Origin of the sequence: Paenibacillus durus ATCC 35681, from assembly GCF_000993825.1 — a bacterium.
Taxonomy (GTDB): domain Bacteria; phylum Bacillota; class Bacilli; order Paenibacillales; family Paenibacillaceae; genus Paenibacillus_AQ; species Paenibacillus_AQ durus_B.
Genome location: NZ_CP011114.1, coordinates 5,118,093 through 5,141,138 on the forward strand (window position 1 = coordinate 5,118,093; position 23,046 = coordinate 5,141,138).

24 protein-coding genes are annotated in these 23,046 nt (G+C 57.8%); 17 read left to right on the forward strand and 7 right to left on the reverse strand.

Annotated features, from left to right (window positions below; all coding sequences use genetic code 11):
• Window positions 1-124: 124 nt before the first annotated feature.
• Together VK70_RS23910 and comX are read left to right on the forward strand one after the other, a co-directional pair.
• Window positions 125-1,039, forward strand: coding sequence for a polyprenyl synthetase family protein (locus VK70_RS23910; protein WP_025693602.1), 915 nt, complete (start codon window positions 125-127; stop codon window positions 1,037-1,039).
• 34 nt (window positions 1,040-1,073) lie between these two features.
• On the forward strand, window positions 1,074-1,271 hold the full coding sequence (gene comX / locus VK70_RS23915; protein ID WP_025693600.1) for a competence pheromone ComX: 198 nt from the start codon (window positions 1,074-1,076) through the stop codon (window positions 1,269-1,271).
• A gap of 31 nt (window positions 1,272-1,302) precedes the next feature.
• Here comX and VK70_RS23920 read toward each other — a convergent pair whose 3' ends face one another.
• Window positions 1,303-3,591, reverse strand: coding sequence for an alpha/beta hydrolase (locus tag VK70_RS23920; RefSeq protein ID WP_052756031.1), 2,289 nt, complete (start codon window positions 3,589-3,591; stop codon window positions 1,303-1,305).
• Between the two features lie 425 nt (window positions 3,592-4,016).
• On the opposite strand from VK70_RS23920, the gene VK70_RS23925 reads away from it, so the two are divergent.
• From VK70_RS23925 to VK70_RS23940, 4 genes are all read left to right on the forward strand, one after another.
• On the forward strand, window positions 4,017-5,129 hold the full coding sequence (locus VK70_RS23925) for a sulfate ABC transporter substrate-binding protein (RefSeq protein ID WP_025693801.1): 1,113 nt from the start codon (window positions 4,017-4,019) through the stop codon (window positions 5,127-5,129).
• Window positions 5,130-5,211: 82 nt separating this feature from the next.
• Window positions 5,212-6,048 carry a sulfate ABC transporter permease subunit CysT gene (cysT, locus tag VK70_RS23930; protein WP_025693800.1) on the forward strand — a complete coding sequence of 279 codons (837 nt, stop codon included), beginning with the start codon at window positions 5,212-5,214 and terminating at the stop codon, window positions 6,046-6,048.
• Between the two features lie 34 nt (window positions 6,049-6,082).
• Window positions 6,083-6,946, forward strand: a complete 864-nt coding sequence (gene cysW / locus VK70_RS23935; RefSeq protein ID WP_046723858.1) for a sulfate ABC transporter permease subunit CysW — start codon at window positions 6,083-6,085, stop codon at window positions 6,944-6,946.
• A 105-nt stretch (window positions 6,947-7,051) separates the two neighbouring features.
• The gene (locus tag VK70_RS23940) at window positions 7,052-7,261 is read left to right on the forward strand and encodes a YezD family protein (RefSeq protein WP_025699841.1); all 210 of its coding nucleotides are present in this window, start codon (window positions 7,052-7,054) and stop codon (window positions 7,259-7,261) included.
• Between the two features lie 128 nt (window positions 7,262-7,389).
• Here VK70_RS23940 and VK70_RS23945 read toward each other — a convergent pair whose 3' ends face one another.
• Window positions 7,390-7,698 carry a hypothetical protein gene (locus VK70_RS23945; RefSeq protein WP_025699839.1) on the reverse strand — a complete coding sequence of 103 codons (309 nt, stop codon included), beginning with the start codon at window positions 7,696-7,698 and terminating at the stop codon, window positions 7,390-7,392.
• Window positions 7,699-7,968: 270 nt separating this feature from the next.
• On the opposite strand from VK70_RS23945, the gene VK70_RS23950 reads away from it, so the two are divergent.
• The 3 genes from VK70_RS23950 to VK70_RS23960 all read left to right on the forward strand — a co-directional run bounded on the left by VK70_RS23950 (window position 7,969) and on the right by VK70_RS23960 (window position 10,891).
• Window positions 7,969-8,244, forward strand: a complete 276-nt coding sequence (locus VK70_RS23950; RefSeq protein ID WP_025699838.1) for a DUF421 domain-containing protein — start codon at window positions 7,969-7,971, stop codon at window positions 8,242-8,244.
• Window positions 8,245-8,335: 91 nt separating this feature from the next.
• Window positions 8,336-8,968, forward strand: a complete 633-nt coding sequence (locus tag VK70_RS23955) for an NAD(P)-dependent oxidoreductase (RefSeq protein ID WP_025699837.1) — start codon at window positions 8,336-8,338, stop codon at window positions 8,966-8,968.
• A gap of 36 nt (window positions 8,969-9,004) precedes the next feature.
• Window positions 9,005-10,891 carry a bifunctional ADP-dependent NAD(P)H-hydrate dehydratase/NAD(P)H-hydrate epimerase gene (locus VK70_RS23960; protein WP_046723860.1) on the forward strand — a complete coding sequence of 629 codons (1,887 nt, stop codon included), beginning with the start codon at window positions 9,005-9,007 and terminating at the stop codon, window positions 10,889-10,891.
• A 1-nt stretch (window position 10,892) separates the two neighbouring features.
• Here VK70_RS23960 and VK70_RS23965 read toward each other — a convergent pair whose 3' ends face one another.
• Entirely contained in the window at window positions 10,893-11,336 is a 444-nt protein-coding gene (locus tag VK70_RS23965) for a hypothetical protein (RefSeq protein WP_025698368.1), read from the reverse strand.
• Between the two features lie 404 nt (window positions 11,337-11,740).
• Between VK70_RS23965 and VK70_RS23970 the strand changes: the two genes are divergently transcribed.
• From VK70_RS23970 to sdaAA, 4 genes are all read left to right on the forward strand, one after another.
• Window positions 11,741-12,247: a GNAT family N-acetyltransferase gene (locus VK70_RS23970; RefSeq protein WP_025698370.1), complete on the forward strand. Its 507-nt coding sequence runs from the start codon at window positions 11,741-11,743 to the stop codon at window positions 12,245-12,247.
• A 28-nt stretch (window positions 12,248-12,275) separates the two neighbouring features.
• The gene (locus VK70_RS23975) at window positions 12,276-12,695 is read left to right on the forward strand and encodes a GNAT family N-acetyltransferase (protein ID WP_324607966.1); all 420 of its coding nucleotides are present in this window, start codon (window positions 12,276-12,278) and stop codon (window positions 12,693-12,695) included.
• Between the two features lie 216 nt (window positions 12,696-12,911).
• Window positions 12,912-13,616 carry an L-serine ammonia-lyase, iron-sulfur-dependent subunit beta gene (sdaAB, locus tag VK70_RS23980; RefSeq protein ID WP_025698373.1) on the forward strand — a complete coding sequence of 235 codons (705 nt, stop codon included), beginning with the start codon at window positions 12,912-12,914 and terminating at the stop codon, window positions 13,614-13,616.
• Window positions 13,613-14,488: an L-serine ammonia-lyase, iron-sulfur-dependent, subunit alpha gene (gene sdaAA / locus VK70_RS23985; RefSeq protein WP_046723862.1), complete on the forward strand. Its 876-nt coding sequence runs from the start codon at window positions 13,613-13,615 to the stop codon at window positions 14,486-14,488. The genes sdaAB and sdaAA overlap by 4 nt, the downstream gene beginning before the upstream one ends.
• 6 nt (window positions 14,489-14,494) lie before the next feature.
• On the opposite strand, the gene VK70_RS23990 is transcribed toward sdaAA, so the two are convergent.
• The gene (locus tag VK70_RS23990; protein ID WP_025693984.1) at window positions 14,495-14,797 is read right to left on the reverse strand and encodes a hypothetical protein; all 303 of its coding nucleotides are present in this window, start codon (window positions 14,795-14,797) and stop codon (window positions 14,495-14,497) included.
• 52 nt (window positions 14,798-14,849) lie between these two features.
• On the opposite strand from VK70_RS23990, the gene VK70_RS23995 reads away from it, so the two are divergent.
• Both VK70_RS23995 and VK70_RS28065 read left to right on the forward strand, forming a co-directional pair.
• Complete coding sequence (locus VK70_RS23995; RefSeq protein ID WP_025693985.1) at window positions 14,850-15,047, forward strand: YwbE family protein; 198 nt, start codon at window positions 14,850-14,852, stop codon at window positions 15,045-15,047.
• 33 nt (window positions 15,048-15,080) lie between these two features.
• A complete protein-coding gene (locus VK70_RS28065; RefSeq protein ID WP_144415297.1) occupies window positions 15,081-15,272 on the forward strand; it encodes a hypothetical protein in 192 nt (63 codons plus the stop codon).
• Window positions 15,273-15,289: 17 nt separating this feature from the next.
• On the opposite strand, the gene VK70_RS29100 is transcribed toward VK70_RS28065, so the two are convergent.
• On the reverse strand, window positions 15,290-16,297 hold the full coding sequence (locus tag VK70_RS29100; protein ID WP_233277730.1) for an HNH endonuclease: 1,008 nt from the start codon (window positions 16,295-16,297) through the stop codon (window positions 15,290-15,292).
• Between the two features lie 293 nt (window positions 16,298-16,590).
• Between VK70_RS29100 and VK70_RS29105 the strand changes: the two genes are divergently transcribed.
• Both VK70_RS29105 and VK70_RS24015 read left to right on the forward strand, forming a co-directional pair.
• Window positions 16,591-17,187, forward strand: coding sequence for a hypothetical protein (locus VK70_RS29105; RefSeq protein WP_025695327.1), 597 nt, complete (start codon window positions 16,591-16,593; stop codon window positions 17,185-17,187).
• Window positions 17,188-17,238: 51 nt separating this feature from the next.
• Window positions 17,239-18,039 (forward strand): AAC(3) family N-acetyltransferase, encoded by an 801-nt coding sequence (locus VK70_RS24015; protein ID WP_025695326.1) that lies wholly within the window; start codon window positions 17,239-17,241, stop codon window positions 18,037-18,039.
• A gap of 103 nt (window positions 18,040-18,142) precedes the next feature.
• Here the strand turns inward: VK70_RS24015 and VK70_RS26770 are convergent, their stop codons facing one another.
• Both VK70_RS26770 and serS read right to left on the reverse strand, forming a co-directional pair.
• The gene (locus VK70_RS26770) at window positions 18,143-21,190 is read right to left on the reverse strand and encodes an S-layer homology domain-containing protein (protein ID WP_052756032.1); all 3,048 of its coding nucleotides are present in this window, start codon (window positions 21,188-21,190) and stop codon (window positions 18,143-18,145) included.
• Window positions 21,191-21,387: 197 nt separating this feature from the next.
• The gene (serS, locus tag VK70_RS24025) at window positions 21,388-22,686 is read right to left on the reverse strand and encodes a serine--tRNA ligase (RefSeq protein ID WP_046723864.1); all 1,299 of its coding nucleotides are present in this window, start codon (window positions 22,684-22,686) and stop codon (window positions 21,388-21,390) included.
• Window positions 22,687-23,046: the final 360 nt, after the last annotated feature.

The following is a 23,046-nucleotide window of genomic DNA, read 5'->3' on the forward strand; positions in this document are numbered from 1 at the left end:
GTTCGGCATTTCATAAAATTATATAGTTTTCCAAGAATATTGAAGGAATTGGTAACGGAAGCTCGAATAGATATCGTCGATACACGCATTTTTGTCACATTCCTTAACCGAAATGGGGGATAGGATGGAGGATATTGCGGAATCAGTGGGTAACGAAATCAAGGAAGGCGTGCGGACTTATTTCACTTTGCCCCACTTGTACGAGCAGGCAGCCGCCTGTATAGATGAGAAGCTGAGAGGGAATCTGCCGTTCGCTAATCTTACGGCGCTTCATTACAGGGCTTTCGGAGGAACGGGTTGTTCCATTTTTCGGGCTGCCGGAGCGGTTGAGCTCATGATTCTAAGCGCGGATATTATCGATGACCTTCAGGATAAGGACAACAGCTTGACGGCATGGAGCCGGATGAGCCCCGAAATTGCGCTTAACATTGCCTTTGGGCTGACGTTCATTTCCGGGCAGATGCTGCTTACCTGCGAATTCCCCTTGGAACGGATTCATGGGGCTGTACAATTTATGAACACCCAGATCCTTGCAGCCATTAACGGGCAGACGGCGGATCTGCTGAACGATATCGCGAGCGAGGAGGATTATCTCCGTATGATCAAGCAAAAGTCGGCTGCATTCGTGGTCGCCGCCTGCATGATCGGCACGTTCCTGGCTACCGGCGAGTGGAACAGTCAAGTAAGAGATTATGCCGAGGAACTCGGCATCGCCGATCAGATCAAGAACGACATCCGCGATCTGCTGGATTGGGAAAGGGGTGATTTCAAGAATCGAAAGAAAACGCTGTCCACGCTGTATCTGCTTCAGTTTATCGCTGAGGAAGATCAATGGATCGCCGATTACTTTGAAGGACGCCTCCGGATGGAGGAGATCAGCCACCGCAGGGAGGAATTCGAGCGGGCCGTCGAACGGACGGGAACCTTTCTTTATACCTCCGTACGGATGAGAATGCATTGCTATAATTATTTGCAGATCGTAGACAAGCTGGATATCGACGCTCACTGGAAGAACCGTATTACCGCCTTGGCCGAATAGACCTTGGTACAATAATCGATTGGGGGAATCGTCCATGTTAAAGGAAATCATTCAAAGCTTGATGAAAGATCCCGCAGCAGCCCATCGTTTAAAGAACGGCCAGTATGAACTTGTTGGAATCAGCGAAGTTGAGCGAAGAGCGCTGCTGGAAGCGCTGGAGGACAAAAACCGGGTTGGCAAAGCCGGGGAGCTGGGAGCCTGGGACACCGTCAAAGCGGCAGCAGCACTATAGCCTAGAGATGATAAAACAGCCTTAATCTGAATCAACGGATTAAGGCTGTTTGCATAGGGAAAGGATGCGCCCCGCCGGAATAAAAGCCGATATCGTCAAGCATGACAGCGTCTCCATCGCCGAGAAGATAGAAGGTAATTTGAGCTGCATGCGCCGGATCGAAGGCAGGATTCCGCTTATGGAACAGATCAAATGAAAGCTCGTAGGTCTGAAAGACCGCCTCGGTAGGTTCGCCGTACTTGCCGCCGCTGATGCGCTGCTCCAGCCAGGGTATCCTGGCGAATTGAATCTGCGGCAGCGGCAGGGGCGTCATGACCGCTGGCAGCGGTAGACGCGCCTTGGCGCCGAAGCGATCGGCCAGCTCAACCTCTATTTGTGGCGGCAGGCCGGAGACTGAACCAAGGTTGGCCATGGAGAAGGACAGGCCATCCGCTCCGTAGAGCGCGGCATCGGCAGCCGGTCCGGTCCCCAGCGCAATGTTGTAGAATGCTTTCCCTGCTTCGCCAGGTCTTCGTTCCAGCAAGGCTCCGTATGTCCCCTTGCCTCCTCCCTCCCGGTCTTTGGCCATTTCCTCGGTCCAGCTTACTCCTGAAGCTGTAATTATACCGCCGGCTTCTGGCGTCTCCTTGTTCCGATCCTCTTCGTAGCCCGCTATGATCCTGAATCCACCGTCCATATAGCGGTTGAAATAAGCCGTCGAAGCGGGCAGCCACGGCAGGCCGCTCCGGTAATCCCGGAACAGGCCGGTATACTCGCGGCTGCCATGCAGCGCCTGCTCCAGAAAGGCCGAAATGTATACTTTGGCGATTAGCCGCTGCTCCTCATCTTTCATAATATTGCTGCGGTTTAGGAATAGCCCGGCAGGAGGCGCAAGATCGAGCAGGCCCCAGTCGCTATTGAACTGGCTGTGGTTCGCATTGCCGATATACAGCGAGGTCTTGAAGGCATCGGTGTAAGCAGAATAATATGAGCGAATATACTGCCGGTCTCCGTAGAAATCATGCACATCGCCGTCCCGCGCGCCCTGAAGGGCCATATAGCTTATATCATGAAGCTGGGCCAGCCCTCCGTCGACCGCCTCGTCGGTGGGAGCCATCGCGGCCACTGCGGAAATATGGAAGCGGCTGGCAGGCTTAAGCACGGGATCGTCCTTGAACCAGCGCTGCGCGTCCGCCGCCATGGCGGCCGCCTGCCCGCCTCGGCTGTGCCCGATCAGAGCTGTTTTTGCCAAATCTATTTTGCCGTAAAAAGGATTATCCGGCGCTTCCGAAAAGGAGGCAAGCTGCTCCAAATGCTTCAGAATGATCCAGGCGCGCAGCTTGTAGTCGCCCTCCGGAATGCCCGACCAGGCCGAATAATTCAGGAAGTTCTCATCCAGGGAGATGGCGATGAACCCGCGGCTCGCAAGCAGTTCGCCGAGATAGGCGTAGCCTCCGTCCGAGAAATCCTCCATCATATGATTGCCGTGCACAATAAGCACAAGCGGAAAAGAGCCGTCTCCCTCCGGCATCCACACCCGCCCGTTCAGGGGCAGTGATTCCGGATCGAAGTCCCAGAACAGCGTTCGGAGCGAGGACCACTTCTTCATGTAGGATGAAGCGTTCACGGAAGAGGAGCGGACAGCCGCCCCGCTCCCGTATTCGGCCCGGCGCCGGTCGCCGCCGCTGCCATAGGTGAAGTTCCGGTAGGCATGACCGCCCGGCATCCCTGGATTGGGCGCGGCCAGAGAGCTGGCGGCAGCGGCGCCATTTGCCAGGTCGGCATCCGCCGCCATGTCAGGAGCGCCGCCTTGTTGAAGCTTCAATTCGCCTATCGGAAGGGATAGCAGCGCCGCCATGAGCAGCAGTCCCGGGAGAATTTTGCCTATCCGCAGGAGTCCGATGGCGATGCCTGTAATGGCTCCGAGCGCGGCGGCTGCTGCGGCGACGGCGGCGGAAGCATCGGCGGTAAGATCGGCACTATACAGAATGATCATGACAAGTCCGGCGCTGCCGAGCAGACATCCCGTGAACAGCCGTGGAAGACGCAAGGATGCCAGTGCGAGCAGCACGGCTGCCAGATGGCCCGCCGCAGCCACCATGGCTGTCGCAACTCCTGCGGCCAGCATCAGATCCGCCGGCCTTCCGAGGCCGGTGGGAATCCCCAGCATGAGGGTTGAACAAGCCGCGAAGCTTACTAACCACGGCCCGGCAATCCCCCAGCGCCATATATGGGTATCATAGCGGTAGGTTTCGCTGATTCGTTTGATCACAATTTCCGCAATGCGCCTGTACCGCCCGGGCCCTTCTGGTGCGGGCGGCAGCCCCAGTTCCAGGTCCATTCTTAATCCTCCGGCTTCGCTGCTAAGCGGATTCCTCAGCAAGATGTAGCAATAATAGTCTTTTGCCGCATGTCTGACAAGTGGTACTTGCAGGAGTACAGCCAGGACGGCTTTCCTTAAAGAGGTTGCAAATCTATCGTGAAAGAGCTGCAAATCTATCGCATCCGCGTTATTAAGAATTCCGGTTGTTGGGTAATTCCTTGTTTTCCGCTTGAAAATAAATGATTGACAAGAGTGGGGGAGCCTATTATTATAAATTTCATAACCTACTAATCTGGTAGGAATAATAAAAATTTTTCTTACCGTACAGACGGCGAAACCCAGGTCATGGAACGCATCGGCCGCTTTGCCGGTATGCGTGCAGGCGGGTTCCACTGTCTGTTTTTGCAAAAAAACAAGGAATATCAAATGGGGGAGAGATTAAAATGAAAAACAGGTTGAAAAAGGGACTGTTGACGGGATTTGCGCTGCTGCTGACGGCGGGCCTTACGGCTTGCGGAAATAACAGCGGCGCGGAGAGCGGATCTTCTGCCTCGCCGGAGTCTACGGCTGCAGGCAGCGCAGCGCCATCGGCAGCATCGTCGCCAGCACAATCGAAGGAGCCGGTAGAACTGCTGAACGTCTCCTATGATCCTACGCGTGAATTGTATGAGAACTATAATAAGGCCTTCTCTGCATATTGGGAGAAAGAAACCGGACAGAAAGTGACAATTAAACAGTCGCATGGCGGTTCCGGCAAACAAAGCCGCGCCGTGCTTGACGGTCTGGAAGCGGATGTTGTGACGCTGGCGCTTGGCTACGACATCGACGCTTTGCAAAAGGCTGGCCTGATTAATGAAGGCTGGCAGAGCAAATATGAACATAACAGCTCCCCTTACACCTCGACCATCGTGTTCCTGGTACGCAAGGGTAATCCGAAAGGCATCAAGGATTGGCCGGATCTGCTGAAGGACGGCGTAGAGGTGATCACTCCGAATCCGAAGACATCGGGCGGCGCCCGCTGGAATTATCTGGCGGCTTGGGGTTATGCGCTGGATCATAACAATAATGACGAGGCCAAGGCGCAGGAATTCCTCAAGAATCTGTTTACGCATGTGCCTGTGCTGGATACCGGGGCACGCGGCGCGACTACAACCTTTGTGGAACGCGGAATCGGCGATGTGCTGCTTGCTTGGGAGAACGAGGCTTATCTGTCCGTGAATGAGCTGGGAAAAGATAAATTCGATATTGTGTATCCTTCGGAGAGCATTCTGGCTGAGCCTCCAGTGGCTGTTGTCGATAAAGTGGTCGATAAGAAGGGAACCCGCGAGGTTGCGGATGCTTACCTGAAATATCTGTACAGCGAAGAAGGTCAAAAGATCGCTGCGGAGAACTACTACCGTCCGACGCTGGACAGCGTTAAGGAAGAGTACAAGTCCAAATTCCCGGATATCAAGCTCTTTACGCTCGCTGATAAATTTGGAACGTGGCAAGAGACGCAGGAGAAGCATTTTAACGACGGCGGTGTCTTTGACCAGATCTATGTGCCTGGCAAATAAGGAAATCTTGGGACAGAAACGGGAAATATGGCGGTGCTGATCGGCCGAACGGAGCCGAAGGCGGAGAAAGGATGAGCAATCGATGAATGTCACTGCTAAGGCGACGCGGCGGGGAGTGTTACCGGGATTCGGTCTGACCATGGGGTACAGCATTTTATATTTGAGTCTTGTGGTGCTTATTCCATTGGCTGCGCTGCTGTTCAATTCAACGGGGCTGACCTTTGCGAAGTTCTGGTCGGTGGCTACGGACCCTCGGGTCCTGGCCTCTTACCGGGTCAGTCTGACCACGTCGGCGGCGGCCGCATTGGTGGACGGTCTGCTGGGACTGCTGCTGGCATGGGTGCTGGTGCGCTACCGGTTCCCGGGAAAAAGAATCTTCGACGCCCTGATCGATCTGCCGTTCGCGCTGCCGACGGCGGTGGCGGGCGTGTCGCTGACGGCGCTGTATTCCGGCAATGGTTGGATCGGCTCGCTGCTTGAGCCGCTCGGCCTCAAAGTGGCGTTTACGCCGCTTGGTATTACCTTGGCGCTGATGTTCATCGGTATTCCTTTTGTCGTGCGCACCGTTCAGCCGGTGCTGGAGGATTTGGAGCGGGATACAGAGGAAGCGGCGGCCACGCTGGGGGCCGGACGCTGGCGCATCTTCCGCAAGGTGCTGCTGCCGGAACTGATTCCGCCCCTGATCACCGGCTTTGCCCTGGCCTTTGCCCGGGGAATCGGCGAATACGGCTCGGTTGTGTTCATCTCAGGCAACATGCCCATGCGGACAGAGATCGCTCCGCTCCTCATCATGTCCAAGCTGGAGCAGTACGATTACGCCGGAGCAACGGCAGTGGCGCTGCTGCTTCTCCTTATTTCCTTCCTGATGCTTCTTGTGATCAATATGCTTCAGCGATGGACCCGCAAGGCATCACGCTAAGGCCCCCACACTGAAATTATAAGGAGGAATAAGGATGGCTGGAACTGTCCCGCTTCGCGCGAGACGGCCGCAGGCGGCCGTACCCGCAGCGGCTGTGAACGAATCGTCAGCGGTCAAATGGCTGCTTATCGGAGCTGCCGGGCTGGTGCTGCTGTGGCTGATTGTGCTCCCACTGAGCATTGTGCTGACCGAGGCGCTTAAGCAGGGCTGGAATGTATACTTGGCCGCGCTGAAAGATCCCGACGCCGCTTCCGCCCTGCGGATGACTCTTTTTGTGGCGGGCATTAGCGTGCCGCTGAATACGGTATTCGGCGTAGCGGCCGCCTGGGCCATAGCGAAGTTCAAATTTCGCGGCAAGGGAATGCTTATTACGCTTATTGATCTTCCCTTTGCCGTCTCGCCGGTTATCGGCGGTCTCGTGTATGTCCTGGTCTTCGGTGCACATGGCTGGTTCGGCCCGTGGCTTGGCGCGCATGATATCAAAATCGTGTTCGCCGTTCCGGGCATCGTGCTCGCCACGATGTTCGTAACGTTTCCGTTTGTAGCCCGCGAATTGATCCCGCTGATGGAAGACCAGGGAACGCAGGAGGAGGAAGCGGCGCTTACGCTGGGCGCAAAGGGCTGGCAGATCTTTTTCCGCGTAACGCTTCCCAATATTAAATGGGGCCTGCTGTACGGCATTATTCTGTGCAACGCGCGGGCGATGGGCGAATTCGGCGCAGTTTCGGTTGTCTCCGGCCACATTCGGGGGGAGACCAATACGCTCCCGCTGCATGTGGAGATTCTCTACAACGAGTATCAGTTCTCGGCTTCCTTCGCGGTTGCTTCCCTGCTTCTGCTGCTGGCGCTCGTGACCATGCTGGTCAAAAGTTGGCTGCAACGTAAAAGTAGTCATTGACAGAAGATGGGCATCATGCTAACTTAAACCATAGTATACAGGTTGGAAATGACGGTATTTGGTGGGGCGGTTAACCCGCTGCGGAATGAGAAGGAGGCTAGTGAATTGGCTAAACCGCTGAAAGTGGATGAAATTTGGCTGGAGAGGATTGCGGGACTTCTGGACAGTATGGAATTCGGTTCATTGCATATCGTGGTGCATGAAGGCCAGATCGTGCAGATGGAGCGGACGGAACGCAAGCGGTTCGAGAACGCCACACGGCACAGCGGAGAAGCCGTAAGCCGGCGTTCCGATACTCGTGCTGCGGGACGGTGATAACCCGCAAGCAATAACTAAGAATCGGATATGGAATCATTTATTAATTTATGGATCAGCAGACAGCGGCCCACTCCCGGGATAACCCGGAGGCGGGCCGCTGTCTGTGTTTCCCAGGTTCTTGCGGCTTAGTAGCGGGGTGTCCGCCGTGCGGACGAAATCCCCTCAATCAGCAGAACGATGGCGGTTATGGCATGCATGATCCAGCCTACGATTGGTATGATGGCGATAATGGAAGTAACGACTCCGATGATGTTGCCGGTGACGGGCCCCCGCTCATTGTACAGTACGGCAATAGCGACGGCATGCAGCAGAAAAGCGACCCCCAGCGGCAGCCAAGCGTTGGCCACCACGAATGCGCCGCCGATGAACGGAAGCGCCAGAAAAGCCTCGTAAGCAAAAGTGCCCCATTTAAACAGTTTTCCCCAAGGAGACATCTCCTTCACCAACCTTTCCTTATATTACTATTCCATAGAACGTGCGGTGATACAAGGTATGCCGCCCATTACGTTCCTCTGATCATTTTTCAACCGCTTTGCGGATTGGGTAATATTCGTTGTGGCTCATTTACGATTGCAGGAGGAACGTTTTATGGATTATGCTTCATTACGATCAAGCGGGTCACCGGTTTCATCGGCTTATGGATTATGACGCGGCTGCTCGGGAAAAAGGAGATTTCCCAGCAGTAAACACAGCACGCCAAACGGATGCGCGCGCCGCTCGAAGGCTCAACCTCCATCCTGATCCGCAACGGCAAAATTGATATGCAGGAAATGAGGCGAAACCGCCTCGGCTTTGGGCAACTGCGGATGCTGCTGCGCCAGAAGGATGTTTTTTCGATGGGGGAAGTGGCGTATGCTATATTTGAGAACAACGGGTCGCTCAGCGTTATGAAGAATCCGGAGTATGAGGAAGGGGATATTCTGAAGGACAATCTGAAGAAGATCGGCGAGGACAAGGGCTTCTTTGTCATGGAGGGCTAGCTAGGCCTGAGTGTTGGGGAGAATTATGAGGCAGGGGCTCGCAGGGAATATGGAACAAAGAAAATGACGGCAGAAAGCGAGGAACAAGGATATGAAAACAGTGCTGTTCGGCACATCGGGAACGCTAGGGCGCGCAATTTTGGAGGAAGCCCTGAAGCGGGGGCATGAAGTGACGGCCCCGCTTCAGAAGCCGGAGGCAATAGAGATTCAGCATGGAGGTCTGCTTACACTGCCCATCGACCTGCTAAGACCGGAAGAGGTGGCCCAGGCGGCCAAAGGCCACGAGGCTGTGATCAGCGCTTACGAGCCTGGGTTCGGCGCGGAGGGCGAACTGCTTGAAGTCGCCCGTTCACTCGTGGAAGGGCTGAAGACAGCCGGGGTGAACCGGCTGATTGTAGTCGGCGGAGCGGGAAGCCTGAAGACGGATTCGGGCGACCGGCTGATGGACACGCCGGAGTTCCCGGAAGAGGTAAAGCCGCTTGCGGCGGCTCATGCCGACGCCTATGAAATCTATGTCCACTCCGGCCTGGACTATACATATGCCAGTCCTGCCGCGATTATCTCGCCGGGGCGGCGTACGGGACAGTTCCGCATCGGATTGGACCGGCTCGTTGTAGACGAGAATGGAAGAAGCGAGATCAGCGTGGAGGATTACGCTGCGGCGGTGATCGACGAACTGGAGGAAGGCCATTTCATCAAGGCGCGGTTCACGGTGGGATATTGATGCGGCCCAGGAAATAAAGAAAGGGGATAGCAAGGGATGCATTTGGTGACGGCGGAGGAAATGCGGCGGCTGGACCGCATCACAATAGAACGGCTGGGCATTCCGGCGGTTGCCCTGATGGAAAATGCCGGGCGTGCCATCGCGGAGGAGATTATCGCCCTGTGCCGGCGGCGCGGAGAGGGCAGCGCGCCGCCGGCAGCCCAGGCGGCGCGGGACAGCGGCGCGCCGCGCAGTGCCGGAGCGTGGGCGGCGGGCGCAGCCCACGAAGAAGCAGCCGCGCCGGGAGACGGCGCGGCTCGTAGTGCCGCCGCAGGGCGGGCGCTTCGCGGCGGAAACCCCGGCGGCGCGGCGCGCAATGGCGGAGCGTGGGCGGCAGGCGCAGCCCACGAAGAAGCGGCCGCACCGGGATTCGGCGCGGCTCGTAGTGCCGCCGCAGGGCGGGCGCTTCGCGGCGGCAATCCCGGCGGCGGCGCGCTGGCTGCCGCGCCGAAGCTCCACATCAGCGGGGACGCCGCGCTGATGGCGGAGCGTGCCGAAGACGAGCATTGGCTCGTGCTCGTTGGCAAGGGCAACAACGGCGGCGACGGACTGGCCGCCGCCCGGTACTTAAGCGAGGCGGGCATCGCCGTCTCGCTGCTGTACGCGGTCCCGCCGGAGTCGCTGACCGGCGAGGCCGCCCTGCAGCGCGATGCCGCTGCGGCAATGGGTCTGCCTGCCGCCGTGCATGGCGGCGGCAGTCCCGGCTTTGCCGGGTACAGCGGCATCCTGGATGCGCTGCTGGGCACGGGCGCCGCGGGGGCGCCGCGCGGCGCCTACGCGGAGCTGATTGCCGCCGCGAACGGCAGCGGCAAGCCGATCGTGTCCGCTGACATTCCAAGCGGACTGAACGCGGACACGGGCGAGATGCATGAGCCGTGCATTCAGGCGTCGCTTACGGTCTGCCTCGCCTTTCTCAAGCGCGGCCTGCTCCAGTATCCCGGTTCGGGCGCAGCGGGCCGCATCGTTGTACGGTCAATCGGTATCCCGGCCGGACTCGCCCGGGAAGAGGGCTTGTCCGCCTACTGGCTTACACCCGCCGTGCTGGAAGGCGTTCTGGGCGTCGATGTCTCGCGTCGGCGCGTGCCCGACGGGCATAAAGGCACCTACGGCCATGTGCTGGTGGCCGCCGGGTCCTTGCGCATGAGCGGGGCCGGGCTGATCGCCGCTCGCGCCTCGCTGCGGGCGGGCTGCGGGCTTGCGACCTGGGCGGTGCCGGGCAAGCTGCTGCCTCTTCTCGTAGGCGCGGCTCCTGAGCTGATGCTAGCGGATGCTGGCGGTGAAGCGGACGGAACCTGGAATGCCGCGGCGGCCGAAGAGGTGCTGAATCTCGCCGATCAGAAGGATGTGCTGGCCGTCGGCCCGGGAATCGGGCGGTTCCAAGAGGACAAGGAATGGCTCAAAAAAATTTGGGAAGGCGCGGAATGTCCGCTTGTCGTTGATGCCGACGCGCTGAACATTCTGGCGGAGTGTGACTACGGGGCATGGCAGAGCCGCCGGGAGCCTGTAATTCTGACGCCGCATCCTGGCGAAATGGCCCGGCTGGCCGGTGTGAGCACGAAGGAAGTCCAGCGTGACCGGATCGGGCTGGCGCTAAACTATGCCCGCGAGCGCGGTGTGATCCTTGTGCTTAAAGGGGCGCATACGGTGATTGCCTCGCCGGATGGCCGCATTTTTGTCAACACAACCGGACATCCGGGGATGGCCACCGGCGGCGCGGGTGACTGCCTAACCGGCATCATCGCCGGTCTGCTGGCGCAGGGGCTGGACGGCGTCCAGGCGGCGGCGTTCGGGGTCTATTTGCATGGACTGGCCGGTGAAAGGGCGGCTCTTCTCCGGGACAATCCGGCGTCGGTTATCGCTTCGGACATTATCGAGGCGCTCTGATTCAGAGCAGCAGGCAGAGTAGCGGAACGAACAGGGCGAACACGGGCAGCAGCTCCGGAATGTGTTCACCGGCTAACTGGGCCAAGCGGAACAGGAGCAGCACGGCTATTCCAGTGAACGCGTTGTTTACCCATCCGTTTCCCTGGTCGTGAGCGAGCCACAGGCCTGCGCCGAACCCGGCAAGGACATAAATGATCAAGAGGAAGGCTCTTGATCCGGTTCCCGTCAGTCTAAGCAGGCCGTCAGCCAGCAGCGAGACGGTAAGAGCATAGGAGTATACATTGTATGCCGGCGAAGCCAGCCAGCCTGCGGCGGCATCAGGCGCGGCAAGTGAGATCAGGCCCAGCAGCGTGAAGGTCAATCCGGCAGCGGACAGCTTGCTCAGCGCATACATACCCGCCGTCAGGCGGACGGACGAGAAGTTATCGGTGCGTACAGGTTTCATATACCGACTCTCCTTTGGCAAAATAGGCTGTAATTCTGCGTTTATATAAAGGACGGCGCAGCCGTTTCTTCTTGAAATATAAGACTTTATAAGCTTCGCGCCTATCGTTTGGTCTTATATTTTTACGAGAAACGTACCTGCGTCTTAAAAGACGCCGTCAGGCGTTTCTTCTTAGGTGATATATTTCTATGCATACGCCGAGGAAAGGGTGACCGCCTAAGCGGCGGATCGCCGGTGACCATCGGTAATAAAGGGGGGGAGCCGCGCCTAGTTGCACGTTTTACAGCAGGGAAGTGGCCTGTGGAGTGCCGGGAGATCTGGCCTAACTCCGCAGTGTAAAGAAATGAAAACGGAATTGAAATTTCATGAAATTGATGATAAAAGTTTAGGGGGTGACGGCATACGTGGGAATGATGATCCGCAAGGCGTCGAACAAGGATGCCCCGGCCCTGGCCGGGCTAATGGAGCAGCTTGACGGCAAATCGCATTCTGTGCGGGATATAGAGCTTCGGCTGAATTTTATTGAAAAAAGTCCCATCGAGGATCTGTTTGTATGCGAAAGCTCAGCGTCATCGGAAGAAGGCGAGGGATCGGCTTTGCCCAAGCGAGAAACGAGTGTCCCTATAGGAGAGCCGGTCCTCCTTGGCTGTCTTGGATTTCGGCTGAGGGAAAACATAGAAGATCTAACCCGATACGGGGAAATTTCACTACTGGTGACGGACAAGGCTGCCCGGAGACAGGGCGTCGCCAGCAGGCTGATGGCATTTGCGGAAAAAATGGCGGCGGAACGCGGCTGTAAGGGGACCTGGCTTGTCAGCGGAACCGCCCGGGAAGAGGCGCATCGTTTCTACCGGGAGCTGGGCTATGAGATAACGGGTTACCGTTTCGTAAAGCGGGGAACGGAGAACTGATTATTTTGCATGGGGAAATTGGGGGAGAATGATGATTTACAGAGAGATGACGAAGGAAGATTACGATGCGGCCTATGGGCTGTGGGAGAATACCGTAGGCATGGGGCTCAGCACGGCGGATTCGCGGGAGGAGATTGTCCGATTTCTGGAGAGAAACCGCGGTCTTAGCCATGTATGCGTCGCTCCGGATGGCGGGATTGCCGGTACGGCGCTGTGCGGGCATGATGGGCGGCGGGGCTTTTTATACCATGTGGCTGTAGGCGGCCAGTACCGGGGAAAAGGCATCGGGCGCGAACTGGTCACCCGCTGCCTCGATCGGCTGCGTTCGGAAGGCATCGCCAAATGCCACCTGATGGTCATTGGGAGCAATGCGGACGGACAGCGGTTCTGGAGCGGAATCGGCTGGGAGCTTAGGGACAGAATTTTGCTGTACTCGCACAGCACCTGATGCTGCCGGTTCTTTTTTAAAAAAGGGACTGTTTATTTGGTATTTGCGTGGTGTTCGGCGTCCGGTGAATAGTCTGCAATCCGTTGTTCGACAAATTTCACAGTTTTTCGGCCGTTAAAGTATAATAGTAAGGCAATGAATCTTTGCTCTTAAATGGACGAAGCGGGGAAACCGAATGCGGCATTGTGAGATTTGGAAGAAAGCGGAGGCTTAAGCATGCGGTTTAAGGATGTATTTTCTATTATAGGGCCGGCGATGGTCGGGCCATCGAGTTCCCATACGGCGGGCGCGGCCCGCATTGGCCGGGCGGCTAGACAGCTGCTGGGAGAAATGCCGCGACAGGCGGAGGTTATCTTCTTCGGGTCGTTTGCGGCTACGTATCAGGGACATGGTACGGACCGGGCGATTGCCGGGGGGCTGCTCGGTTACTCAACGGACGATCTGCGGCTGCCGGAATCCATCGAAATTGCTGAAAGCAGCGGCATGGAAATTTCGTTCCGGCAGGGAACCGGCTTATTTCCCCATCCCAATACGGTGCGGCTGCAGCTGACCGGAAGCACCGGGGAGCTGACGCTTACAGGCATATCCATCGGCGGCGGCAATATTGAAATTATCGATATCGACGGCTTCAGCGTCAGACTGTCCGGAATGTATCCGACTGTTCTGATCCATCATATGGATTATCTCGGTGTGCTGGCAAGCGTAACCGATACGATGCGCCGGGGACAGGTGAACATTGGGCATATGTCTTTGGACCGTAAGAACCGCAGCGGAGCGGCGCTGACCGTGCTGGAGCTGGATGAAGTTCTGCCTCGGGAACTGCTGCGGGAGCTTGAAGAACTGCCTGCGGTGAAGTCGGTGAAGCTGATCCACCTGGATGAAAGCTCGAAGGATGAGAATGGAGAGGGGCGGAGCTTATGAATTTTCAAACGTTGAGCCAGCTCGCCGTTCTGGCGGAACAACGGGCTTTGAGCATTGGCGCTCTGATGGTGGAAGAGCAAAGCGCAGAATCCGGACGGTCAGCCGAACATGAATTTGCCAAAATGAAGGAATATTACGGAGTAATGAAAGAAGCTGTCCGGCGGGGAATGCAGGAGGATACAACTTCGCGCAGCGGACTTACGGGACAGGACGCCCAGCGCGTCGGCGCCTATAACGCCGCGAGTGAATCCTGCCTTGGCGGCCCGGCCGGGCAGGCGATGGCCTATGCGCTCGCCGTCTCGGAGGTGAACGCCTCGATGGGGCGCATCATCGCCACGCCGACGGCCGGGTCCTGCGGCATTATTCCCGGTGTATTCCTAAGCTGCCAAGAGCGCTTCGGCTGGGACGACGATTACATGACGTACGGTCTGTTTGCCGCCGGAGCCATTGGCTATGTCATCGCCAATAATTCCTTCGTCTCCGGTGCGGAGGGAGGCTGCCAGGCCGAGGTCGGCTCGGCGATCGGGATGGCGGCGGGAGCACTGACCGAGCTGCGCGGCGGCACTCCGGCTCAGGCGGTGCATGCCGTGGGTCTGGCGCTGAAGAATACGCTCGGACTGATCTGTGATCCAGTCGGGGGACTGGTTGAAATCCCCTGCATCGTCCGCAACGGCTTCGGCGCTGTGACAGCGCTGGCCGCAGCGGATATGGCGCTGGCGGGAGTGCGCAGCGTCATTCCATCCGACGAGGTCATCAAGGTTATGCTGGAGGTAGGCTCGTCCATGCCGGAGATTCACCGCGAGACGGCCGGCGGAGGGCTCGCTCAGACGCCGACCGGCCGCAAAATCATGGACGATTTGCGGCGCAAATAGAGCGGACTACAGCAAATTGAAGCGGCGGAGCTGCTCCCATTGCCCCTCCAGCTTGAGGATTTCCGGCTGCCTTGGTCCGATGAGATCGAAATGGGGGAACGGCGGCCGGTTGTGAATACGCTCCGGTGGCAGTCCGTTGGCCCTGCACCAGTCGGCAAGGCGATCCAGATCACTGCAGCCGACTTTGGTCACGGTCGTTATGCCGGGAAACCTCGGATCGAGCCAGAAATGGGTCAGGAAGGCGATCTCCCCTGCGGCGACCGCTTTTTTCCATCGGTTCAATTCTTCGCGTTTAATGCCAAAAGCCATAGCGGGTTCATCCTTATCTATGTGTAGAGTCATAATGAAAGGAGGATAAATCATGAATGGACAAAGCAGATCGGATATCCGGCCAGGGCTTGAAGTGGATATCGTGCTGAAACAGGACCAGGCCTCGGGCAAGCTGACCCGGGGGACGGTCAAGGATATTTTGACGAATTCGCCCCGTCATCCGCACGGCATCAAGGTAAGGCTGACGAGCGGCCACGTGGGCCGGGTCAAGCATATCTTGGGGCCATAGCATGTCCGAAGCTGCCGGGCAGGCGGACCCCGGGTGAATTGGGCAGCGTCCGGCCAGCCTGTTAGGGCGGCTTCGATCCGGGCGATGCGGCTCTCAGGACGCTCAGATAAATTAATCGGCAAGCGCAGCGAGGGCCGGGGATGCTTCCGCCGTCACTGCCGCGAAACGCCCCGTTCTACGGCGCCAGGGTGCCAGACCCTGCCCGTCGGACGGGGCGTTTCGTAAATTTACAGATATTCACGTTATTTGCCCATAAATTCATCCGCGTACTGGTCCGCCTTAGCCTGGTTGCACAGATTACAGGCGCAGACGCAGTTTACCGGCGTTGTATGTCCACCTTTGGCGCGGGGCAGCAGGTGGTCGATCGTATCCCCGTACAGACCGCAGAAATAGCATGTATAGTTGTCCCGGGTCAAAATATATCGGCGAAAATCCTTGTTGCTGTACAGCCGGCGGATCGTCCGCCTGTTGACTACCACGGCGGCCTGCTCTCGAACCAGAGTAACGGCGAGATCGAGATCGATCTCCTGATGCCAGCGCCGCCCTTTGTCGCTGTGCCCCCGCATCAGAATCATTCCCTGCTTGGAGGGAATGAGCGCGGAGACATCATCCGGAGCGGGCCTTGGCCCGCGCTGGCGCTGAAGGGCCGACGTCTGCTCCGCCGCGCGCGGCCGGGGCTTGGGCTTGGCGGAGCCATCCGCAGCCGAGCCATGCAGCCTCCGCTCGGAAGAGTCCGGGCGCCGGGAACGCTTATGCTTGCGTTCGCGGGGCAGGCGCGCCTCCCCGGCGGCGCTTGGCGCGGCAGCGCCCGGTACAGGCGCCTGCGCTGGCGCACCACCCGGCGCGGACGCCTTCCGCGCTGGCGCTTCTGTCTGGCGGCGCAGGCTGGCCCTGCCGGTTCCGCCCGGCGCCGGGGCGGAGCCGCCCGCCGGAACCGGCGCCGCTTGGCGGCCGGGCACTTCGGCGGCGCGGACTGCCGCCGCTGCTGCCGGGCGGTCCGCCTTCGGAGCCGCCGCGCCGGATTCTGGCGCCGCCGCCCGGGACTTGGGCGCCGCTTGGCGGCCGGTCGCTTCGGCGGCTTTATGGGCCGCTTCGGCTTCGCGGCGTTTTCGGCATTCCCGGCAGGCGCCGCGGCGAGACTCCGATTTGGAGCGCTTGCCGGTGCGTCGGCGGAATTCCGAGAGCGGTTTATACTGATGACAATAAGCGCACTGTTTGGTTGCATGCGGATCAACTAATAGTATGGACATGCTCAAAAGCGACGGCTGAAAGCCGCCGCTCTCTGTCACCTCGTTTTTTGAAATATATGAATTCATATTCCGCTTACGGAGCTAAAGTTATTAAATGTGGGGGAATCATTTACACCCTTCGTTTAAGTATAACGTAAAGTGCGGATAATCACACTTCTGCTGTTCCCGGCACTTTTTGCACAGGGTGTAATCCGTATCTCATACCGGGGAGGGAGGCTTTGGTATAATGAAAGCAGCCGATGACCGCTCGTTCCTGAGCCGCCTAATCCAAGAATGGAAGCGGGGAAGCATGGATGAATCAAAGAGTAAAAGAAACGGTTGAGCCTAGCGCGGGAGCGGGAACGGCAAAGGCCGGAAAACGGTCGTCCGCCGTACTGTTTCTTTACGTTTTACAGGTTTTTTTGGGCGTGGGGGCGATCTTCGGCGGGCTAGCCCTCATTATCGATCCAAGCGGAGGCATGATGGGAATGCCAGCGGATACGGTGCTGGAGCGTTCCCCTTTTTCCAGCTTTTTGTTCCCGGGTATTTTATTGCTGGCGGTATTCGGAGTGTTTCCGCTCTTTGTACTGTACGGTATGGTCAAAAGACCGCGCTGGGCATGGGCCGACGCGCTTAATCCTTTTAAAGAGCTGCATTCCGCGTGGACATTATCATTATATGTGGGATTCGGACAAATTATCTGGATTATGGTGGAAACTTATATCATGAATGCGGTCGCACTTGTGCACGTTTTTTATATGAGTCTTGGAATGCTCATTCAGATCGTGACTCTCCTGCCTTCGGTCCAGCGGTTCTTTCAGCTGCCTCACTCGCCGGAGAGCCATGGGGGAGATGATGGAAAGGGCGGGCGCAGTCTCAAGGTAAAGATAAACAGCCCGGGAAGGCTGTAAGAAGCTACGGCCCGGCTGCCGGAAGCAGATTACAAGATCGGAGATCATCATATGAGAGAAATACAGGGGAATTTGATTACGGTAGAGACGCTGGCGGAGGACCTTAGGCGGCTTGGCGTGCTGGAAGGCATGACGGTGCTACTGCATTCCTCCTTCAAGTCACTTGGCGAATGGGTGGCTGGCGGACCTGCCGCCGTTATTCTGGCGCTTGAACAAGTGCTGGGCGAAGCGGGCACGCTCATTATGCCGACGCATACGACAGATCTGACCGACCCTTCGGGCTGGTGCAACCCCCCGGTTCCGAAAGAGTGGTGGGCTACGATACGGGAGCAGATGCCACCCTATGCCCCGGACTTGACGCTTCCGCGCGGGATGGGCATCATCCCGGAAGCTTTTCGCAAGCAGCAGGGAGTAAGGCGCAGCGGGCATCCGCTGTATTCCTTCGCCGCTTGGGGCAAGCATGCCGATACGGTCACCGCCGGACATGAGCTGCCGTACGGTCTTGGCGACGGGTCGCCGCTTGGGCGCCTGTACGATCTGGATGGCATGGTGCTGCTGCTCGGTGTGGGGCATTTAAACAATACCTCTATGCACCTCGCGGAATACCGTGCAAACTATCCCGGCAAAAAAGAAGCGGCCGCCGGCGCTCCGGTCTCCAAGGATGGAGTCAGAAGGTGGGCGCGGTTTCCGGATTTGGCATGGAGCTCGGATGATTTTGGCGAAATCGGCGAGGATTTTGAAAGGGAGACGGGGCTAGTCCGGCACGGTCTTGTCGCGGCGGCTCCCGCGAAGCTCATGTCCCAGCGGGCCATCGTCGATTATGCCATTCATTGGATGACGCAGCGGCGCTAGGCGGAACGAGCGAATCCGATCAATACGCAAAAGAACCTTCAGAACCACTATACAAGTGGAACTGAAGGTTCTTTGTTAATCCAGTGCTGATACAAAGCGGGGCTTAGTCAATGAATTTCAGCACTTTCAGTGTCTTCTCCAGCATGACCGCCGCTTCCGCGCGGGTTGCGGTCTGCCCCGGAGCAAAGAAGCCATCCGGAGAGCCCTGAATGATGCCGGCCGCGGCTAACTCGGCTGCCGACCTTCTTGACCATGCCGCGATTGCTGATTGATCTTTGAATCTACCCAGGGCTTCCCTGTCATCGGGTAGCCACATTCCGGCATGCTTCGTCGCTTTGGACAGGATGGCCGCTATTTCCTGACGGGTGATCGGGCTGTCCGGATAGAAGCCGCCGTCCGGATAGCCGGAGATCAGTCCCGCCGCCGAGGCCGTCCGAATCGCTCCCGCATACCATTTGGACGGGTTAACATCTTTGAAGTCCGTCTTGCCGTCTATCGCTTCTAGACCCAGCGCCCGTGTGATCAGCGCCGCGAATTCTGCGCGGGTCACCGGTTTCGACGGTGAGAACGTCCCCGTCTCATTTCCGTTGACAATCAGCTTGGAGGCCAGCAGATCAATGGACGATTTCGCCCAGTGGCTGGCGGTGTCACCGAAAGTCTTGGAGGATTCGACAACGGTATAATAGCTGTTGCTGGCTCGTTTAATGGTGACTTTCGCCGTACCGTCCGTATTTGCCGTAAAGACGGAAGGAACGAAGGAAAGCGCACCCGTGTCCGGATCGTACACGACGCCCGTAGCCGTCTTGTTATCCAGCGTACGGCCAGCTTGGATCGTTCTTTCCACATACTTGCTGCCGAAACGGTTAATCGGTACGCTGCGGTTTCCGGCTTTGGCCGTGACGGAGAACTGCATGACCGGCGCGGCCAGCGTGAGCGAGCCTTGCTTCGCGGCAGCCTGGTTAACTCCGGCGGTCGTGGCCGCATCCGCAGGCTTGATAGCGACGGTAACTGTAAAGTCGCCCGTTCCAAGCTGAGTCGTAATCGCTGTACCATTAAGTACGCTCAGCGGCAGCGAGTAGGAGGCCTGGCCTGTGTCAAAGGTCAGTACGAGCTCAGGTGTCGCGGCAGCCTGCTGAAGCAGCGCGCTGCCCGGAAGCACGACTTCCGCGCCGCCTGCGGAGGCGGTGACCGGGATGACCAGCTCGCTGCTGCCGGCAGGCAGAGCTGCCAGACGCTTCGTCAAATCTTCGGCCGTCAGGGTCGTTACCTGAGCCTGAGCCGGTGCAGGCGAAGCCGAAGGCGCCGGGGTTGGCGCGGTCACGGTTCCGCCGCCGCTTCCGGGCGCAGGCGAAGCCGAAGCGCCTTTCAGATTGGTGATCCGGCCTTCAAGGCCGATGTTCACCTGGCCGATTTTGCCCAAATACTCATTAAACACATCATAGTCCGGCACGTACAGTTCATAATAACGACCATCCACCTTGGCCCCCGCCAGCGCCCGGTAGAAGTCGCCGCCTCCGGCCATGAAGGAGTTCGTGGACAAAATATAGTAGCCTTCCGGGTCAACCGGAGTGTAGCTGCCGTCCGGCTGCTTGATCTCCACCGATACGATCCGCTTGCCTTCCTGCTTGACCTGATTGGTAGCGGGATCAACGATTTCCGGTTGTTTCGCCGAATCGAAAGTGTACCGCATTCCCGATACCTGCGGGAACCGTCCCTGATCCGCTTCCAGGCCGCTAACGCCGTTTTCCAGAGATGAAATGATTTCCTTGCCGGTAACCTTGAGAGCTACAAGGCTGTTGTTGAACGGCAGGGTCGTCAGCACTTCGCCGAGAGTAATGTCGCCCTGGTTAATCGGAGCCCGGATGCCGCCGCCGTTTTGAATGGCTACAAAGCCCTTAATGGGAGACAGTTCGGACGGGGAGAGCAGTTTGCTGACCAGTTCCGTAGATTTACTGTTGATGCTGTCGGCGATCAGGTTGCCGAGCGGTATTTCTTCCTGCCGCGCCACGCGCACCATTTTGCCGTCGATCATACGATGAGTGTACAGATCCGTGTAGGTATAACCGACAACGGTCTGACGGACGGTTTCAAGCTGGGCGTCATACGGGGCGAGCATCGATTTGGCTTCGGCGTCTTCCGCGTATTTGGCAACATCCAGCAGTCTGCCGGAGAAGCTAGTGATCTGGCCGCTGGTGCTAAAGGAGACATCGAGCTCCCCGAGATTTTGTCCGTATTCGCCCGTCTGCACAATGAGTGTGGTGTCTCCGGTGCTTCCGTGCGGAACCTCTACCGGAACGTCCAGCTTCGTATGGGTATGGCCGCCAACGATAATATCGATTGCAGGCACTTCCACCGCGAGCTGCTGGTCAATGTTATACCCAAGGTGGGAAAGGGCGATAATCTTGTTAATGCCTTGCGCTTGCAGCATGCTTACTGCCTGCTCTGCGCTTGTCTTGTAATTCTCGAAGGTGATTTTGTCGCCCGGAGACGAGAGTCCGACGGTTTCTTCCGTGGTCAGGCCGATAATGCCGACTTTCTCGCCGTAGACATCCTTGATGACAGTGGGGTAAATATTGCCGTTCTTGGCAGGGGTGCTGGGGTCGCCGATCAGGCCGGTTTCATTGTGATACAGCCCGGCAAGCTCGCTATTTTTCGTTGTAAAATCGATGTTGGCGCTGACGAACGGGAATGAGGCCCCGTCCATGAAGGTTTTTAACGTAGGCAGTCCTTTGTCGAATTCATGGTTGCCGAAAGTCATGGCGTCGTACCCGATGTAATTCATGAACTTCAGGTCGGCCAGACCCTCGAATTTTGTAAAATAGAGCGTTCCGGAGAAAACGTCGCCCGCGTCCAGCAGGATTGAATTGCCGGTACGCTCGCTCTTGATTGCCGAAATTCGTTTGGCCACATTTTCAAGATGGCCGTGGGTGTCGTTCGTGTGCAGCACACGGAGTTGGAAATCCTGGTCAGAATAGGTAGCCAACTGCACGGTTGACGCATCCGGGACAGCCACGGAATTTTCCGCTTGCGCCGCTCCAGCCGCATAGGCTTGTCCGCTGCCGTAATTGACGGCCGGGAACAGAGCGGTCAGCAGCAGGGCAGCTGTCAGCAGGAGACTGTACGATCTCTTACATTGAGAAGATAAGTTCATGTAATCTTAACCTCCTATAATTAGTAAGAATATAATTTGATTATAATATTGATAATCCGAATTTGTGGAAATTTTTTCGCAAAAAATTGTTAGAGAGAGTACAAATAGATAGAGAGATTTGCCAAAAAAATAGAACAGCGGCCCCGCCCTTCGCTGTACAAGCAAAGAGCAGGGCCGCTGTGATTATCCGGCGTTACTCAGATACCCGGGGCCGGCTGTGGAGCGGGAATAACCTCCCGTCCATCCATATATTTGCGCAGTGCCTGCGGAATATAAATCGAACCGTCCTCCTGCTGGTGGTTCTCCAGCAGCGGAATAAGGATGCGCGGCGTGGCAGCTGCCGTATTGTTCAGCGTATGGCAGTACCGCAGCCTGCCGTCCGTTCCCAGGTAGCGGATATTCGAGCGGCGCGCCTGGAAATCGAGCAGATTCGACGCCGAATGCGTCTCCCCGTAAGCGTTCCGCCCCGGCATCCAGGTCTCGATGTCGTACTGCTTATGCGTCTTCAGCGACATGTCGCCGGTGCAGACGGCCACGACGCGGTAAGGCAGCTCCAGCAGCTGCAAAATATGCTCGGCGTTCGCCAGAATCTCCTGCAGCATACGCTCCGATACCTCCGGGTCGCTCTCGCACAGGACGACTTGCTCGATCTTCGAGAACTGATGCACCCGGTACAGCCCGCGCACATCCCGGCCCGCCGAGCCGACCTCGCGGCGGAAGCAGGCCGACATTCCGGCAAGCCTTATCGGCCCCTTCAAGTCGACGGTCTCGTCGCTGTACAGCGAGACGAGCGGAACCTCCGAGGTCCCGGCAAGCCAGCGGTTCTCGCCGCTTAGCTCATAAGTCTGATCCTCTCCGCCGGGGAAGAACCCGGTGCGCACCAGCGTCTCCGGGCGGACGATTGCCGGTACGTCCATGACCGTAAACCCCCTGGCGGTCAGCACATCAAGCGCGAGCCGCTGCACAGCTAGATGCAGATACAGCCCGGTTCCCTTGAGCGTATAGCTGCGCGGTCCACCCGCCTTCACGCCGCGCGGAATGTCGATGATGTCATGCAGCTCGCCAAGCTCCACATGATCCCGGAGCGCGAAGCCGAACGCGGGCGGCTCCCCGCAGCGCCGGATCTCCACGTTGTCCTTGTCGCTCTCCCCGATCGGCGTATCCTTCGATACGGGATTCGGCGCCCGCAGCAGCAGCTCCCGGCATTTGGTTTCCGATTCTCCGAGCCGCGCTTCCACCTCAGTCAGACGGCCGCCCAGTTCCCTGACCTGTTCTTTAACCGTTTCGCTCTCCGCAGGATTTCCCTCCCGCAGCCGCGCCTCAACTTCCTTGGTAAGCGCATTGCGCCGAGCCCGCAGCTCTTCGGTCTCTTGCCGCAGTCCGCGCCGTCGGTCGTCCCATTCCAGCAGCTCATCCAGCGGGAAGTCCACCTTTTTCCACTTGGCCGTCTGTCTGACAAGCTCCGCATTTTCCCTAATCCAAACCATGTCCAGCATAACCGTTCGCTCCTTTTTGTAAAAAAATACAAAAAACGCCCTCATCCATGGGACGAGGAGCGTCAGCTCGCGGTGCCACCCAGGTTGACCGAACCCGGCCTGAAACGGCGGTATTCGATCCTCTTTGGTCTTCGCGGTAACGGGCGAAACCCGGTAAACTTAGAGAGCGGTCTTGATGCCGCCCCGGTCGCAAACCCCTCACGGTTGGATGCCGGTCATTGGCCTGATCAGGATGTGATATTGCCGTTAGTATAACGCAGGAAGGTGGCTAATGGCAAGGCGGAGGAGCGGAAGTATTGGATTGAGTCCCCTGTCTTCTTACTCGTCAGGATTGTCCAATACAGATTCCCATGTTCAATC

Bases quoted from the DNA above. Each gene is read 5' to 3' on its own strand.
- VK70_RS29105 (WP_025695327.1), top strand. From the start codon at position 16,591: ATGAATCAAAGAGTAAAAGAAACGGTTGAGCCTAGCGCGGGAGCGGGA.
- VK70_RS23995 (WP_025693985.1), top strand. From the start codon at position 14,850: ATGAATGGACAAAGCAGATCGGATATCCGGCCAGGGCTTGAAGTGGAT.
- VK70_RS23920 (WP_052756031.1), bottom strand. From the start codon at position 3,591: ATGGACCTGGAACTGGGGCTGCCGCCCGCACCAGAAGGGCCCGGGCGG.
- VK70_RS23975 (WP_324607966.1), top strand. From the start codon at position 12,276: ATGATGATTTACAGAGAGATGACGAAGGAAGATTACGATGCGGCCTAT.
- comX (WP_025693600.1), top strand. From the start codon at position 1,074: ATGTTAAAGGAAATCATTCAAAGCTTGATGAAAGATCCCGCAGCAGCC.
- sdaAB (WP_025698373.1), top strand. From the start codon at position 12,912: ATGCGGTTTAAGGATGTATTTTCTATTATAGGGCCGGCGATGGTCGGG.
- VK70_RS23965 (WP_025698368.1), bottom strand. From the start codon at position 11,336: ATGAAACCTGTACGCACCGATAACTTCTCGTCCGTCCGCCTGACGGCG.
- VK70_RS23950 (WP_025699838.1), top strand. From the start codon at position 7,969: ATGCGCGCGCCGCTCGAAGGCTCAACCTCCATCCTGATCCGCAACGGC.
- sdaAA (WP_046723862.1), top strand. From the start codon at position 13,613: ATGAATTTTCAAACGTTGAGCCAGCTCGCCGTTCTGGCGGAACAACGG.
- cysW (WP_046723858.1), top strand. From the start codon at position 6,083: ATGGCTGGAACTGTCCCGCTTCGCGCGAGACGGCCGCAGGCGGCCGTA.
- VK70_RS23955 (WP_025699837.1), top strand. From the start codon at position 8,336: ATGAAAACAGTGCTGTTCGGCACATCGGGAACGCTAGGGCGCGCAATT.
- VK70_RS23960 (WP_046723860.1), top strand. From the start codon at position 9,005: ATGCATTTGGTGACGGCGGAGGAAATGCGGCGGCTGGACCGCATCACA.
- VK70_RS23945 (WP_025699839.1), bottom strand. From the start codon at position 7,698: ATGTCTCCTTGGGGAAAACTGTTTAAATGGGGCACTTTTGCTTACGAG.
- VK70_RS26770 (WP_052756032.1), bottom strand. From the start codon at position 21,190: ATGAACTTATCTTCTCAATGTAAGAGATCGTACAGTCTCCTGCTGACA.
- VK70_RS23910 (WP_025693602.1), top strand. From the start codon at position 125: ATGGAGGATATTGCGGAATCAGTGGGTAACGAAATCAAGGAAGGCGTG.
- VK70_RS24015 (WP_025695326.1), top strand. From the start codon at position 17,239: ATGAGAGAAATACAGGGGAATTTGATTACGGTAGAGACGCTGGCGGAG.
- VK70_RS29100 (WP_233277730.1), bottom strand. From the start codon at position 16,297: ATGTCCATACTATTAGTTGATCCGCATGCAACCAAACAGTGCGCTTAT.
- VK70_RS23990 (WP_025693984.1), bottom strand. From the start codon at position 14,797: ATGGCTTTTGGCATTAAACGCGAAGAATTGAACCGATGGAAAAAAGCG.
- VK70_RS23925 (WP_025693801.1), top strand. From the start codon at position 4,017: ATGAAAAACAGGTTGAAAAAGGGACTGTTGACGGGATTTGCGCTGCTG.
- cysT (WP_025693800.1), top strand. From the start codon at position 5,212: ATGAATGTCACTGCTAAGGCGACGCGGCGGGGAGTGTTACCGGGATTC.
- serS (WP_046723864.1), bottom strand. From the start codon at position 22,686: ATGCTGGACATGGTTTGGATTAGGGAAAATGCGGAGCTTGTCAGACAG.